This is a genomic window from Streptomyces sp. NPDC021212 (assembly GCF_044332925.1).
GTDB lineage: Bacteria > Actinomycetota > Actinomycetes > Streptomycetales > Streptomycetaceae > Streptomyces.
Genome location: NZ_JBIRPZ010000020.1, coordinates 66900 through 80025, shown reverse-complemented (window position 1 = coordinate 80025; position 13126 = coordinate 66900). Strand labels below are relative to the sequence as shown.

The window sequence follows — 13126 nt, the reverse complement described above, 5'->3', positions numbered from 1 at the left end:
GCCGATGAGAGCGACCGCCGCTACGGCCACGAGCTGCCGGACCAGTCTCATGAAGACTCCTTCGCCGAATCCGCGGCCGGAGCGCCGCGGCTGCACCGGACGCTACGGATCCGTCGGCCCGGAATCGTCACCTCGCGCTTCAGAGGGCCCGGGCGGCGTCGGTCAGCGCTTCGTCGAGGATGGCGACGCCGCGGGCGATCTCGTTGTCGCTCGCGGTCAGCGGGGGCGCGATGCGGAAGGTGCCTCCCATGCCGGGCAACTGGACGATGTTCATGTGCAGTCCGAGATCGAAGCAGCGCCGGGTGACGGCCGCGCCGAGCCGGTCGGCACCGCCGGCGCCCAGGACCTGATCGCCGGCCAGTTCCACCCCCAGCAGCAGCCCGCGCCCGCGGACGTCTCCGACGATGTCGTGGCGGGCGGCGAGGCCGTCGAGGCCCTTGCGCAGGATCGTGCCGAGCCGGCGTACGCGCTCGTCGAGGCGGTCGCGGACCAGCACGTCGAGGACGGTGTTGCCGACGGCGGCCGGCAGCGGGTCGTTGACATGGGTGGTGAGGAACAGAAATCCCCGGTCGTGCGCCTGTTGCTCGATCTCGGGGCTGGTCAGCACGGCGGCCAGCGGCAGACCCGCGCCGAGCGTCTTGGACAGCGTGAGGATGTCGGGGACGACACCGTCGTGTTCGAAGGCGTACCAGTCGCCGGTGCGGCACAGCCCGGTCTGGGCCTCGTCGAGGATCAGCAGCATGCCCCGTTCCCGGCACTTGCCGGCCAGGGCGGCGAGATAGCCCGGCGGGAGTTCGATGATGCCGCCGGAGCTGAGGATCGGCTCGACCAGACAGGCGGCGAGACTGCCGACCGACTGGGCGTCGATCAGGTCGAAGCCCAGGTCGAGCTGGCGGCGCCAGTCGAGCGAGCCGTCGGCGTCGGCGATGTCGGGGTGGAAGCGGTCCGGGACCGGCAGCGCGAAGTTGCCCGGCGCGGCGGGTCCGTAGCCCTTGCGCCCCGCGCTGTACGTGGCGTTCGCGGCGGCCTGGGTCATCCCGTGCCAGGACCGGGCGAACGAGACGATCTCATGGCGGCCGGTGACGAGTTTCGCCATCCGCACGGCGGCCTCGTTCGCCTCCGCCCCGGTGGTCAGCAGCAGCGCCTTCTCCAGCGGGTCGGGCAGGGTCCCGGCGAGTCGGCGGGTGAGCTGGACGACCGGGCGGCTGAGCATGCCGCTGTGGAGGTGATCGAGGAGGCCGACCTGCTCGCGGACGGTCGCGACGACATCCGGGTGGGAGTGCCCGAGGATCGCGCTCATCTGGCCGGAGGTGAAGTCGAGCAGTTCGCGACCGCTCTCGGTGAACACCGATGTGCCCGCGGCGCGGGCGATGACCTCCGGAGTGAAGGCGGCCTGGCCGGAATAGCGGATGAGGTGGCGCTCCGGGGCGCCATCGGCTGTCTCGGAATGCATGGGGCCGACGGTAGGGACGCACCCCTGCGCGCGTCCATCGCACAGATCCGACCGTCCTGTTCGGCAGAACCGTACAATCTCGCGCATGCTCAACTCGGGGCGGCTGCGGCTGATCAGCCTGCTGGAAACCCTGGGTACCGTCCGTGCGGTCGCCGAGACGCTGCACCTGAGCGCGTCGACGGTGTCCCAGCAACTGGCGGTGCTCGAGACCGAGACCCGGTGCCGACTGCTGGAGCGGACCGGGCGGAAGGTGCGGCTGACCCCGGCCGGCCGGCTGCTGGCCCGTCGGGGCCGGGAGATCCTGGACCGGATGGCCGAGGCCGAGGCCGAGTTGCACGCCCTGAACGACGAGCCCATCGGCACCGTCCGGCTCGGGGCGTTCCAGAGCGCGATCCACACCCTCGCGGTCCCGGCGGCGACACGTCTGGCCGCCACTCACCCGCGACTGCACCTCGAACTGATCGAGTCGGAGCCGCACGAGAGCGGGCCTGCCCTGCGCTCCGGGGAGGTGGACGTCGTCGTCACCACCACCGACTACTCCGGCCTCTCGTGGGGTGCGGACCTGGAGATCATTCCGCTGGGTACCGATCCGATCGTGCTGGTACTGCCGCGCGACCACCCGCTCACCGGCCGCACGACGGTGAACCTCGCGACCTGCGCGGAGGAGACGTGGGCGTGTGACCGGCCGCGTTCGTACATGGCGGAGCTGACCGTGCGGCTATGCCGCGAGTCGGGATTCGAACCCCGGGTGGCATGCCGGTTCAGCAACTACCTGATGCTGCTGCAACACGTCGAGTCCGGCAGATCGATCGCCCTGCTGCCCGCCCTGGCGGTCACCCCGGACCACGCCGTCGCCACCCGCCGGCTCAGCACACCGGTCCACCGCAACGTCACCATCGTGGTGCGGCGCGGCACGCCACAGCGCGCCGCGGTCGACGCGGTCGTCGCGGCGCTGCGCGACCACCCCGAGATCCCGGCCCTCTCCGCACCCGTCCGGCGCCCCGGCCGAGAACAGCATCCGCTCTCGCAGTTGCCCACGGCGTGATCAGCCGAACAGCTGGGAACCGAGCGGGCGTCGCCGGTCGAAGCCGGGGAGGATCAGGAAGGTCGCACTGGCGGTTGTGGTGGTGAATCGCAGCAGTGCGTCGGAGGCGTCCATGTGGGTGAGGGTGGCGGTGAAGGTCCGCAGGTCGTTCTGGAAACTGATGAAGAGCAGGCCGGGGGCAGGCTCGTCGGTGCTGTAGGAGCGGCGGAGCATGAGGCCGGCGCCGACCACGACGGGGTTGGCCCTGCGCACATGGGCGTCCGCGGGGACGAGATAGCGTCCGTCCGGTGTCTTGGCGCCGAGGTTCGGACCCGAGGCGACGGGGCCGCCGGAGAGGGGGACGCCGCTGGCCCGGCGCCGCCCGAAGACCGCCTCCTGCTCGGCTACGGACAGGGCGGCGAACCGCGGCAGGTCGAGTTCCATGCGCCGCAGTACGGCGAGGGTGCCGCCGGCGACCGCGGCGGGCCCGGCCAGCCACAGGTCGCGTTGTTGTTCGGCGGTCGTGTGCGGGCCCACGATGCCGTCGATGAAACCGAGCGGGTTTCGTGGCGCGGTGAGGCCGTTGCCGATGGGCACGTTCGCACCGCGGCGTGCGGACTGCCGCCAGCGTTCGTGGACGCGGTCACCGGCCTGGTCCAGGAGCGCGGCCGCGACGACCGGCAGGAGCAGCGCGTCGTCGGCGCAGATCTGTATCAACAGGTCACCGCCGCGCGCCCGCGGGGCGATCCGCTCGCGGGAGAAGCGCGGGAGGTCGGCCGCGCCGGGCAGCGAAGCACCGGCCGTGCGCACCAGCCGGGGGCCCACGCCGACGGTCACGGTGAGGTCGCCCGGCGGCAGGCCCAGCAGTCGCGGGTCGGTCCCCGCGACGAGTGCGCGGATGGCCCGGCCGAGTTCGGCCAGTAGCGGGCCGGGAGTCACGGTGGCGCCGAGGTCGGCCACCACGGCCAGCAGGTTGCGCTGGGCGGGCTGAGGGAGGGTGATGCCTGCCTGATGCCGCCCCGTCGCCACGACCGGCTTCGGCGTGGCCGCTGAGGTAGGGGCGTGCCGGCCTGGCCGGGCGGGGTCCGATGTGCACCCGGCGGTCAGACCGGCGGCCACCATGGCGCCGGTGACATCGAGGAACGTGCGGCGGGACGGATGGTGACCGGCTGGGTGCATGGGGTGCAGGGTCCCACACTCGAATCGTGCGTGCCGGTCAATCTCACTGATTCTGGCGTGGAATTGGGCGTTCTGCCAGACTGGGATCATGCCTCGATTAGCTCTTCGCGTGGTGGCGGCGGTACTGGGCACGCTGACACTTGTGGTCGGCTGCGGCGGCGGCGATGGCGGATCGGGCAAAGGCCGGCGACCGGCCGGTGCGCATGTGACGATCCGCGTGCCTTCCGATGCCCCGACCATCTCGGATGCGGTGTCCTTGGCGCGGCCCGGTGACCTGGTGCTGGTCGCTCCGGGCGTGTACCACGAGTCGGTGAAGATCAATACGGCTCGCATCACTCTTCGCGGCGCGTCCCGGCACAAGGTCGTCATCGACGGGCGGTTGCGGCAGCCGAACGGTGTCGTCGTCGCGGCGCCCGGGGTGGCCGTGGAGAACCTGACCGTGGAGAACAACACGCAGAACGGGGTACTGGTCACCGGTTCGGCGGCGGCCGCCGCCGGGCTGCCGGGGCAAAGCGGCGGCTACAACACCGGCGACGAGCCCGTCACCTTCCTGAAGTCGTTCCTGGTCTCGTATGTGACCGCGACCCGCAACGGTCTGTACGGCATCTACGCGTTCTCCGCGCAGAACGGTGTCATCGAGCATTCGTACACCTCGGGCGGCGCCGACTCGGGGATCTACGTCGGGCAGTGCAAGCCGTGTCACATCGTGGTGCGGGACAACGTCGCCGAACTCAACGCGGTCGGTTACGAAGGCACCAACGCGAGCGGCGCCATGTACGTGGTCCGCAACCGTCTCGTCGGCAACCGGGTCGGCCTCACCACCAACTCCGACCACCAGGAGAAGCTGCTTCCGCAGCGAGACGCCGTCATCGCGGGCAACCTGATCGCCGCCAACCAGCAGCGGGCCACCCCGGAGCAGGCCGACGGCGGGTGGGGCACCGGCATCGGCATCGACGGCGGCAGCGACAACCGGTTCATCCGCAACCGCGTCGCCGACAACGCCAACGCGGGGCTGGTGATCACCGCGACCGCCGACCTGCCTTCGGTCGGCAATCAGATCGTGGACAACACGTTCGCCGGCAACGGTGTCGACGTCGGCTGGACGTTCCCCACCGCCACGCGGGGACGGGGCAACTGCCTGCGCGGCAACGATCTGCGCACCACGGTGCCCGCCCGGCTCGCGAAAACCGCGTCCTGTCCGCTTCCGGTCAAGTCGCCCTCGCCGGCGGGCACATGGGCGATGCCGACGGCGCCCCGTGGCATCCCGTTCACCGAGGTCGCGGCGCCGGGTCGACAGCCGCAGTTCCCCCACGCCACCACTACGGGCGCCACCGCTGTCCCGGCCGTTCCGGCCCCGCCGGACACGACAGGCATCCCGCTGCCGTCGGCGTCCCTGCTCGCGGCGAACGCGCGGGTGCGGACGCCCTGAACAGCGGCTACCGCGTCGGGGTGACTCCGGGTACCGGCTTGACCGGAAGGTACTTCTGGGTGTCGAAATCGATGACCACCGGCTGCGACTCGGAACGCACGCTGACGCGGACCCGGTGCATGGTGCCGTCCGAGCCGACCCAGTAGCGCACGTTGCCTGCCGTACCGGAGCGGTCACGGGAGGACGGCCCGGTCATGACGTCCACCCGATGCCCGTCCACCTGGTCCCGTCCCCACCAGGCGGCGCCGTTCTGCGGCATGAGTTGGGCGTTGTCCGGCCGGTCGCTGCCGAGACCGAGCGCGATGGCCAGCGAACTGTCCAGCGAGCTGCCGGACGACCGCAGCGGACGGCCGTACCAGCCCGAGCGGGGCGGCGACGCGGGTGCGTGCGCCGGGGCGTTCGCCATCGGGTGGACGAACACCGAGCGGGCCGTCCACTCGATCAGCCCGTCGCTGGAGGTGTCGCGCCCGGTGCCGTGCACCACGCCGTAACCGATCTTGCCCCGGTAGTCGACGGACCCGGTGACGACCAGCCCGCCGGCGGTGCCCGGCACAGTGATCGTCACCGCGCGGCCGTGCGCCTCGTAGTTGCGGAACCGCGTCATCGCCAGCCGGTTCACCTCATCCGGCGTCAGCGGGCGCGGACCGCTGGGGTCGGAGCCGCCGTCGATGGCCAGGAACGCGGTCACCGCGATGGCCGCTACGCCGATGGCGGCTGCCGCCCAGCGCGGGCGCAGCCATCGGCGCCGGTCAGCCGCACGGCCTGGTAGAGCTTGCTTGCTTCTCACACTCCGCACGCGGCTCGACGCTGACACTTCTTCTGATTCACCCTCTCGAGAGACGTGATCTGCCTGCCCGCGCCCTCCAGGTCGCGGGCAGGCAGATCACTGTTGTCCGGTTCGTTCAGTGTTTCTGGGCGCGACGCCTCCGGGTCACGAACGCGAGGACCAGGCCCGTGCCGACCAGCAGTCCGACGAGGGCGACCGCCTCCGGCAGCCTGGACAGACCGGTGTGCGCCAGCGAACCCGTGCTCCTACCGGCCGGAGCCACGTTGGCGGCCGGACCCGGGTTGGCGCCCGGACCCGGGTTGCCGGCCGGACCCGGGTTGCCGGGCGGCGCGGGTGACGGCGGCGTACCGGCCGGTGGCGAGGCGGGGGCCGGGGTCGGTGACGACGTGTGCGTCGGTGGTGAGGTCGGGGTCGGGGTCGGTTTCGCGGTGTCGGTCGGGGTGGGCGTCGGGGTCGGGGTTGCCTTCGGGAGGTAGACCCCGGCGTCGATCGTGTGGTCGACCCCGCCCGGCTTGTCCGGCGCCGTGACAGGCGCGGAGCCGTCGCACAACTCCCCGGTGGTCGGCGGGGTCACATTGGAGTCATGCGCACGGTTGGCACCGGCTCGCGGGAGCGTGAACCGCAGGTCGCTCGCCGGGGGCTGGTCGGGCACCTTGCTGGTGTCCGCGGTGCACACGTCGAACTGCACCGTGTATTTCGCACCCGGGGTGAGCTCGTACTCGGCTCCGACACCACCGAAGTAGTACTCGCCGGCGGCATTGGTCGTGGTCGTGGCGACCTGTTTGCCGTCCTCGTCCAGGAGGTTGATCGTCGCTCCCGGCAGCAGCACGTGCCCCGGGTCCTGGATCCCGTTGTGGTCGCCGTCGAACCACACGACGTTGCCGATCTGGATCGGCGCGTTGGCCGCCGCGTACGCGATGTCACCGAGCCCGCCGGCCTTGCCGAACCCGCCTTGTTGCCGGCTGACGAACTGGAACCCGTTGGCGGTCGGGTTGTTGCCCGGGCCCTGACCGGTCGTGATGTCGTGGTACCCGGTTCCTGAGGTCGCGACGTCGGCGACCGGGTCGAACTCGGTGCTGGCGACCCACTGCTGCTGCGGGATATAGGCCACCGACCCCAGCGCGGTCTCCTGGTGCGCGTTGGCGAAAGTGTCGCCCGGGAAGTATTCGACGACGTCGGCGGGCTGGCCGCCACTGTTGGCGGGGGTGGCGTGGTTGGGGCAGCTCCCAGTGCCTTCCCACTGGTATTCACCGGTGGGAGTGGCGCAGACCATGGTGATGTCACCACCGGACATGGCGGTTTCCGCCGTGTCGTTCCCCGGGCGGGGGTCCAGCCCTCCCCAGCTGAGCACGTCCATGAACCGGTCGCGGAATCCCAGGATCATCGAGCCGTCGCGGGCGAAGGCGAGGGAGGCCAGCTCCGGCTGTGGATCGATGAAGTTGTTGCTGTTGGGGGCCGTCTTCCGGTCGTCCCACGTGTCCAGGCCGGTGTTCCACGGGTTCCAGTGGGTGGCCTTGTCGCCGGCACCGAAGACGCTGCCGCGTTTGTCCGTGAGCGGGTGGCTCAGCACGGTGGTGAACCGCTTGCCGTCGTAGGTGGAGACGAAGGCTTTCAGGTCCGCGCGCTGCTGCGTGCTCTCGGCGCTGCACACGCCGCCCACGTACAGCGTGTTGTTGTGGACCTGGAGACCGAACGGCCGCCAGTCGTCGGGGCTCGCGCACCCCGGGTCCGGGATCGGCACCGTCTCCTCGGGCGCCGCGGCGGTGGCGCCCGTCGCGTCGAAGCTCACCAGGCTGCGGGTCCGCAGGTTCACCGCGTACAGCGTGGAGCCGTCCTCCGACAGGGCCAGGCCACCGATGCTCTCCTTGCCCGGTACGTCGGTGAACCCGGGATCCTTGATCATGTTGGCGGTGTCGTGCTGCGTCACCGCGGCGTCCGGCACCCGCGCGAACAGCTCCGGCGCACCCGAGCCGCCCACCGGCACCGTGTAGATCGCGCCCCCGCCCTGCGGACCGTACGGGGCGTACCGGCGGGCGAACGCGCTCTGGAACAGCCGGGTCCGGTTCGTGTCGTACGCCAACCCGAACGTCGTGCCCACCTGGTCCTGCGTGGCCAGCGTGGCCGGGCACGCCACATCGGTGGGACACGTGCCCCGGGTCTTCGTCCCGAACGCCACCAACGCCCGGTTGTCGGTCCCGTTGGCGCCGTTGTGGACCGGTACGAAATACCGCGAGTCCGGCAGCGCGTAGTCGGCCGGATCCCACACTCCCGTCACCACCGAGGCGTTCTTTCCGTCCGACACATCCACGAACGAGGTGAAGCTGTTGAAGTGGTTCTCCGCCGTCGACGCGGGCGCCGCCCGCAGATAGTCGCTGTACGGTGCCGGGACGCTGACGTCCACGCGGTATTGCCCGCCGCTCAGCACCGCCGACTGCGCCACCACGACCTTTCCGGTGGCATCCGTGACGCTGGTGACGACGTGCCCAGCGGGGTCGGAGACCTTCACCCTCATGCCCCGCTGCGGCACGTCCATCGTCGCGTTGATCACGCCGGTGCCGAAGAAGTCGCGCAGCACCTCAACCGTCAGCGTGCCGTCGTCGGTCGAAGCGGCGGCCGATCCAGCCGTCGCTCCCACGGTGCCGCCTGCCAGCAAAAGAACAGATAACCCCATGCGCCCCAGCGGATCCACAAGTCTCCAGGCCGACCGGCCCGAGTCTCTGCCGACTCGGTTCATGGCATCACACTCCACACTTCTCTTGTCATGAGGACGGAAAAGAAAAAGGGCCCACTGCCGTTGCGTGGACCGCTCTGTGATGATCGCTCAAGGGTATTGCGGGCGCGTCGTAAGCGCCGCAGGCCAGGAAATACGAACGCGTGTTCAGGGCTTCGGGCAGGACCGCCCCGGGCCGCATGTCTTTGCAGCTCAATCACGGCACCCTCGCCCCCACCGCCGACCTGGCCGACCGCCATCGCGAGCAGCGCGCGATATTCTATGCACTGGATACTCGGATCCGCGATAGTGCCCGAGTGCCCAGAGAATGATGACGGGAACGAATGTGCGACAGCGACGTTTACGCCCGGATGACGCGCCCCGAATGATTGACGGTGCCTTCCTATCTGATACGTGAAAAAGAAATCCGAACAGTAGTGCGGGACAGGACGACTGTTTCGTGAACCCCCGGACACGCGAGGAGCGCTACGTCCGATAGCCGCCAGACAGGGCGGGGGCAGGGGGCCAGCCTGGTGGGCGTGAACGAATCAGCCGACGCGCCCATCGAGCGGTTCCTGCTGGCCGGCGCCGAGTTCGAGCGGCGGTTGCGGGCCGTGGGGGCCGAGCAGTGGGGCTGGGAGACGCCCTGCACGGAGTGGGACGTACGTGCCCTGGTCAATCACATGGCCCGGGGCAACCTCAACTACACGGGGCTGCTGAACGGCGAAACCCGCGAGGACTTCCTGCGCCGGCGGGACGCCGACGCTCTGGGGATCGATCCGGTTGGCGGGTATGTGCAATCCGTGCAGGCGTGCGCCACGGCCTTTGCCCGGCCGGGTGCCTTGGAGAGGGTTGTTGACTATCCCCTGGGCCGGATCACCGGGCGGCAGGCCCTCGCCGTGAGGACCACCGACAGCGTGATCCACACCTGGGATCTCGCACGCGCCCTGGGCGTGGACGACCGGCTGCACCCGGATCTGGTGGAGTGGATCGACCGCGATCTGGAGCAGATCTACGCCGGACTGCCCGAGACGCCCATCGCGCCCCGGACGACCCACCGGTTCTTCGCGCCGCCCGTGGACCCCCTCCCTCACGACGCGGGTCGCCAGGATCGGCTGCTGCGCCGGATGGGCAGGAACCCGGACGCGTACAGCGGCACAGTCCGGCAACGGCCGCGACCGTAGCCGAACAGGGCTCCTCGGACGACCGGGCCTCGCGGCCACGGTCGACGTACGCCCCGGTCGGCACCCTGGTCGGGCTGAGCGAGCAGGCGTGGCGGGAGCGCTGGCGAGCGGCGCGGACGGCAAGCGTCTCCCTTGCCCCCACGGCCCACCGAGCACCTTTATGTCCGTTTCTCACGCAGTGTGATGAGCGCTGTATTACCCACTGGTATGACACGGCGTGCATGGCACCGACAAGCACTCCGGTTGACGTTGACGCTGGTCATGAGCTTCATCTGGTCTATACCGCCAACCCCTGGCTGCACGAGGTGCCATGAGGAAGCGTCACTTCCGCACAAAGGGGGCGGGCTGGCGTTAGGGGCACCCCGCGAGCAGCGAGTACTCTTCTGTGCACCAATCTCCTGTCCGGATGCTGGACCACGATGCGCGAGCCCCCGCGGGGCTCACGAACGTTGGGCCGGAAGGGAGGGAGGCCCCCATGGCCACCCAAAAGGAAGACGGCCAGCAGGGCCTCCGCAAGAAGCTGTGGAAGCGGGCGAAGAAGATCGCCCGCTTGGCGGCGAAGGTGGCTGTGCCCGTCGGGGCGACCGTGAAGGCCGTGATCGACGTGTACAACTTCCTGTCGCGGCACCTGTAGCGCCGTGACCCCGGCCAGGGATCCCGGCCGGGGTCACGTCTTGCGGTGGAGCAAAGGTCCCGTCCCGGAGCTGGCCAGCACCTAGGGGGCGGGGCCTTCTGCATTGCCGCCGTCTCTCGCCTTCCCATCCATAACGATGAGGTGTGAGGTAGGTCACGCGACGGGAAGGGCCGCCCACCATCTTGCCCCGCCGGCAGCACGGATGGCCACAGCTTCGAACAACCGCAGGGGTGCTGGACACCTGCACTCAATGCGATATTGCCTGGCCAGACGACCGAGAGTGACGTAGCTCACACCCGCCTGGGCCGGAAAACTGCGACATAAAACACAACCCATTCGGGTTCGCGCCGCACGCACATCGGCCCTCCAGGCTTGGCCAATGGTTGATTTTTGCATCATTGCGGATGAATGCCTTGATCATAATCCTATTCGCCCTATGAATGACGCCTCGCCTCCCTTCGCGACCTTGGAAAGTCCGAGAAGGTGAACCCTGGTCAGGACTTCGCGAGCAGGACCTTCGGTCTGCGCGTGGCTTGTACCAGACGCCACCGACAACGCGGCCACCACCGGACGACCTCGCCCGAGGCGACCGGTAAACCTTCGGAACTTTTCGTGATTCTTTCCGGAAAGCTGTTGACTGTTGATGTGGACAGCTCAAAACTGCGGGGCAAGGCCGGGGCTCACCGCTGTCGTGTCGCGCTGCCTGGTCTTCCCCACCGGCCTCATGAGGCGAGGAGGAATCACGCACATGAAGGACGCACCCGCTCACGCACACCAGACAAGCCGCAGGCGCCGTCGCTCAGGCGAGCTCGGGCGACGCCAACTGCTCATCGGCGCTGCCTGTACGACGGTGATGGGCGCCGTGTCGACGTTGGCGATGCCCGGCACCGCGCACGCCGACACGGTCATCACCACGAACCAGACCGGCACCAACAACGGCTACTACTACTCGTTCTGGACCGACGCCCAGGGCACCGTCTCCATGAACCTGGCCTCCGGCGGAAGCTACAGCACCTCGTGGCGCAACACCGGGAACTTCGTCGCGGGCAAGGGATGGAGCAACGGCGGACGCAGGAGCGTGACCTACTCGGGCACGTTCAACCCATCCGGCAACGCCTACCTCGCCCTCTACGGCTGGACGTCGAACCCGCTCGTCGAGTACTACGTCGTCGACAACTGGGGCACGTACCGACCCACGGGGACGTACAAGGGCACCGTCACCAGCGATGGCGGTACGTACGACATCTACAAGACGACGCGGTACAACGCCCCGTCCGTCGAAGGCACGCGCACCTTCGACCAGTACTGGAGCGTCCGGCAGTCGAAGCGAACGGGCGGGACGATCACCACCGGCAACCACTTCGACGCCTGGGCCCGCGCCGGAATGCCGCTGGGCAGCTTCAAGTACTACATGATCCTCGCGACCGAGGGCTACCAGAGCAGTGGGAACTCCAACATCACAGTGCGGTAGCCCGAGCTGACGAGGACGGATTTCGTGAGAACCAGATCCTCGCTGGCCGTCGTCGCGATGGCCGCCGCGAGCACACTCGCTGTCCAAGGCGCCCCGGCGCAGGCCGCGGCGGCCTGCGCCGGGTACGTCGGGCTCACCTTCGACGACGGCCCGTCCGGTAACACACCCGCCCTGCTCACCGCGCTCAAGCAAAGCGGGCTGCGGGCCACGATGTTCAATACAGGGCAGAACGCCGCCGCCAACGTGTCGCAGGTGCGGGCCCAGGTCAACGCCGGTATGTGGGTGGCCAACCACAGCTACACCCATCCGCACCTGACCCAGCTCGGCCAGGCGCAGATCGACTCGGAGATCTCCCGGACGCAAGCGGCCATCGCGGCCGCGGGCGGCGGCACGCCGAAGCTGTTCCGGCCGCCGTACGGCGAGACCAACGCGACGGTGAAGTCGGTCGCGGCCAAGTACGGCCTGACCCAGATCATCTGGGACGTCGACTCGCAGGACTGGAACAACGCCAGTACGGACGCGATCGTTCAGGCCGCGGGCCGGCTGACCAACGGCCAGATCATCCTCATGCACGACTGGCCCGCCAACACGCGCGCCGCGATCCCCCGTATCGCGCAGGGGCTGGCCGGTCGCGGCCTGTGCGCCGGGGCGATCTCGCCGCAGACCGGCCGCGCGGTGGCCCCGTAGAGCAGGAGCGTGTGACGCGGCGCCACGGCCGCCGCGTCACACGTGCGTACCAGCAGGTCAGCCGTTCAGCGCGGCGATCAGCGCCTTGGTCACGTCCTCCGTCGTCGCGGTGCCGCCGAGGTCGCGGGTAAGGATCCCGGCGGCCGTCGTGGCCTCGATCGCCTTGTGCAGGCGGGCCGCGGCGTCGGGCAGGCCGAAGTGCTTCAGCATGAGGACCGGGGCGGTCAGTCCCTGATGTCAGAACCGACGCGGAGAATTCCGACCGCGCCGCCCTGAGTGCCGGGGCACTTCCGCTTCGAGGTCTTGCCGTTCGAGACCCAGGGGCCGTAGAAGGTGACCTCCACGCCCCGGGAGTCCACGCAGATGATTTTCACCCGGTGCGCGCCGAGACGGCCCAGGCCCGAGCAGTACGAGTAGCCGGTGGTTCCGCCCCTCGCCCACGCATTGCAGTCGGCGGACCGGGTTGATACGCCGCCGCCGTCATTCGCCATGGCGTTCGGTGCGATGAGGCTTGCGCTCATGGCCAGTCCGGCGATGGCGAGGAAAGACTTCTTTCGATTCATGCCAG

12 protein-coding genes are annotated in these 13126 nt (G+C 69.5%); 6 read left to right on the top strand and 6 right to left on the bottom strand.

Annotated elements, in window-relative coordinates; all coding sequences use genetic code 11:
* Positions 1-139: 139 nt before the first annotated feature.
* A complete protein-coding gene (locus tag ACH4SI_RS37695; RefSeq protein WP_398304028.1) occupies positions 140-1453 on the bottom strand; it encodes an aspartate aminotransferase family protein in 1314 nt (437 codons plus the stop codon).
* Positions 1454-1538: 85 nt separating this feature from the next.
* Between ACH4SI_RS37695 and ACH4SI_RS37690 the strand changes: the two genes are divergently transcribed.
* A complete protein-coding gene (locus tag ACH4SI_RS37690; RefSeq protein ID WP_398304026.1) occupies positions 1539-2498 on the top strand; it encodes a LysR substrate-binding domain-containing protein in 960 nt (319 codons plus the stop codon).
* Here the strand turns inward: ACH4SI_RS37690 and ACH4SI_RS37685 are convergent, their stop codons facing one another.
* Positions 2499-3656 carry a Dyp-type peroxidase gene (locus tag ACH4SI_RS37685; protein ID WP_398304024.1) on the bottom strand — a complete coding sequence of 386 codons (1158 nt, stop codon included), beginning with the start codon at positions 3654-3656 and terminating at the stop codon, positions 2499-2501.
* Between the two features lie 88 nt (positions 3657-3744).
* Between ACH4SI_RS37685 and ACH4SI_RS37680 the strand changes: the two genes are divergently transcribed.
* On the top strand, positions 3745-5085 hold the full coding sequence (locus ACH4SI_RS37680; RefSeq protein WP_398304022.1) for a nitrous oxide reductase family maturation protein NosD: 1341 nt from the start codon (positions 3745-3747) through the stop codon (positions 5083-5085).
* Positions 5086-5092: 7 nt separating this feature from the next.
* On the opposite strand, the gene ACH4SI_RS37675 is transcribed toward ACH4SI_RS37680, so the two are convergent.
* Together ACH4SI_RS37675 and ACH4SI_RS37670 are read right to left on the bottom strand one after the other, a co-directional pair.
* Entirely contained in the window at positions 5093-5773 is a 681-nt protein-coding gene (locus ACH4SI_RS37675; protein ID WP_398304020.1) for a hypothetical protein, read from the bottom strand.
* Between the two features lie 214 nt (positions 5774-5987).
* Positions 5988-8543, bottom strand: a complete 2556-nt coding sequence (locus ACH4SI_RS37670; RefSeq protein ID WP_398304018.1) for an SdrD B-like domain-containing protein — start codon at positions 8541-8543, stop codon at positions 5988-5990.
* 578 nt (positions 8544-9121) lie between these two features.
* Between ACH4SI_RS37670 and ACH4SI_RS37665 the strand changes: the two genes are divergently transcribed.
* The 4 genes from ACH4SI_RS37665 to ACH4SI_RS37650 all read left to right on the top strand — a co-directional run bounded on the left by ACH4SI_RS37665 (position 9122) and on the right by ACH4SI_RS37650 (position 12558).
* Entirely contained in the window at positions 9122-9766 is a 645-nt protein-coding gene (locus ACH4SI_RS37665; protein ID WP_398304016.1) for a TIGR03086 family metal-binding protein, read from the top strand.
* Positions 9767-10241: 475 nt separating this feature from the next.
* Positions 10242-10400 (top strand): hypothetical protein, encoded by a 159-nt coding sequence (locus tag ACH4SI_RS37660; RefSeq protein ID WP_398304014.1) that lies wholly within the window; start codon positions 10242-10244, stop codon positions 10398-10400.
* Between the two features lie 853 nt (positions 10401-11253).
* Entirely contained in the window at positions 11254-11871 is a 618-nt protein-coding gene (locus ACH4SI_RS37655) for a glycoside hydrolase family 11 protein (RefSeq protein WP_398304167.1), read from the top strand.
* Positions 11872-11895: 24 nt separating this feature from the next.
* Entirely contained in the window at positions 11896-12558 is a 663-nt protein-coding gene (locus tag ACH4SI_RS37650; RefSeq protein WP_398304012.1) for a polysaccharide deacetylase family protein, read from the top strand.
* Between the two features lie 57 nt (positions 12559-12615).
* Here ACH4SI_RS37650 and ACH4SI_RS37645 read toward each other — a convergent pair whose 3' ends face one another.
* Positions 12616-12768 carry an isocitrate/isopropylmalate family dehydrogenase gene (locus ACH4SI_RS37645; RefSeq protein ID WP_398304010.1) on the bottom strand — a complete coding sequence of 51 codons (153 nt, stop codon included), beginning with the start codon at positions 12766-12768 and terminating at the stop codon, positions 12616-12618.
* Between the two features lie 14 nt (positions 12769-12782).
* Positions 12783-13121 (bottom strand): hypothetical protein, encoded by a 339-nt coding sequence (locus ACH4SI_RS37640; protein WP_398304008.1) that lies wholly within the window; start codon positions 13119-13121, stop codon positions 12783-12785.
* Positions 13122-13126 lie beyond the last annotated feature (5 nt).

Bases quoted from the DNA above. Each gene is read 5' to 3' on its own strand.
- ACH4SI_RS37685 (WP_398304024.1), bottom strand. From the start codon at position 3,656: ATGCACCCAGCCGGTCACCATCCGTCCCGCCGCACGTTCCTCGATGTC.
- ACH4SI_RS37645 (WP_398304010.1), bottom strand. From the start codon at position 12,768: ATGCTGAAGCACTTCGGCCTGCCCGACGCCGCGGCCCGCCTGCACAAG.
- ACH4SI_RS37660 (WP_398304014.1), top strand. From the start codon at position 10,242: ATGGCCACCCAAAAGGAAGACGGCCAGCAGGGCCTCCGCAAGAAGCTG.
- ACH4SI_RS37640 (WP_398304008.1), bottom strand. From the start codon at position 13,121: ATGAATCGAAAGAAGTCTTTCCTCGCCATCGCCGGACTGGCCATGAGC.
- ACH4SI_RS37655 (WP_398304167.1), top strand. From the start codon at position 11,254: ATGGGCGCCGTGTCGACGTTGGCGATGCCCGGCACCGCGCACGCCGAC.
- ACH4SI_RS37690 (WP_398304026.1), top strand. From the start codon at position 1,539: ATGCTCAACTCGGGGCGGCTGCGGCTGATCAGCCTGCTGGAAACCCTG.
- ACH4SI_RS37695 (WP_398304028.1), bottom strand. From the start codon at position 1,453: ATGCATTCCGAGACAGCCGATGGCGCCCCGGAGCGCCACCTCATCCGC.
- ACH4SI_RS37670 (WP_398304018.1), bottom strand. From the start codon at position 8,543: ATGGGGTTATCTGTTCTTTTGCTGGCAGGCGGCACCGTGGGAGCGACG.
- ACH4SI_RS37680 (WP_398304022.1), top strand. From the start codon at position 3,745: ATGCCTCGATTAGCTCTTCGCGTGGTGGCGGCGGTACTGGGCACGCTG.